This window comes from Mycobacterium sp. E3298 (assembly GCF_001666895.1).
GTDB lineage: Bacteria > Actinomycetota > Actinomycetes > Mycobacteriales > Mycobacteriaceae > Mycobacterium.
Window position 1 is genome coordinate 1 of record NZ_LZJB01000121.1, and the last position, 867, is coordinate 867.

The 867-nt window shown below is 73.8% G+C and carries 2 pseudogenes; one reads left to right on the forward strand and one right to left on the reverse strand.

Annotated elements, in window-relative coordinates:
- A pseudogene (locus A9X05_RS05485) lies at window positions 1-713 on the forward strand (MinD/ParA family protein); the annotation flags it as partial.
- Here the strand turns inward: A9X05_RS05485 and A9X05_RS29420 are convergent.
- Window positions 701-867: pseudogene (locus A9X05_RS29420) on the reverse strand (MinD/ParA family protein); the annotation flags it as partial. The pseudogenes A9X05_RS05485 and A9X05_RS29420 sit on opposite strands and share 13 nt — an antisense overlap.

The following is an 867-nucleotide window of genomic DNA, read 5'->3' on the forward strand; positions in this document are numbered from 1 at the left end:
CGACCCGCGCCTGCGGCGGGTTCCGCACCGAACGGCGGCCCGAGCGGCGGGAGGCGGCGCCGCCGACCACGCCCCGGCCCGCGGGTATGCCGCCCTGGGATTCCACCCCGGTGACCGGAATCCCGCGGGTCGACCCGACGGCGTACGGCGCCTACTACAACGGCCCGGCCGCCGCGCCGCCCCCGCAAGCCCCGCCGCGGCCGGAGCCGCTGCCGCACACGCCGTACCCCGAGCTGTCCACCGGGATGCTGCTGCGGCCGGTCAAGCCGCCGCCGTCGGAGGGCTGGCGCCGGCTGCTCTACGAGGTGTCCGGCCACCTGATCAACCTCGGTGAGAGCCCGCGGGCCGCCCGCTACAACAACCTGGTGGCGCAGGTGAACCGGCCACTGCGCGGCTGCTACCGGATCGCGCTGGTGTCGCTGAAGGGCGGCGTCGGCAAGACGACGATCGCCGCGACGGTGGGCGCCACCTTCGCCTCCATCCGGGGTGACCGGGTGGTCGCGGTCGACGCCAACCCCGACCGCGGCACGCTGAGCCAGAAGATCCCGCTGGAGACCGCGGCGACGGTGCGTCAGCTGCTGCACGACGCCGGGAGCATCGAGCGATACAGCGATGTCCGCCGCTACACCTCGAAGGGGCCGAGCGGCCTGGAGGTGCTGGCCTCGGAAACCGACCCGTCGGTCTCGGAGGCGTTCAGCGCCGAGGACATCACCGAATGCAGCAGCCCCGGCCCGCAGTCGGTGAGGACCAGTCCGTAGAACCGCTCCAGGACGTCCAGGACGCGGCTGTAGTCCTCGGCGCTGAACGCCTCCGAGACCGACGGGTCGGTTTCCGAGGCCAGCACCTCCAGGCCGCTCGGCCCCTTCG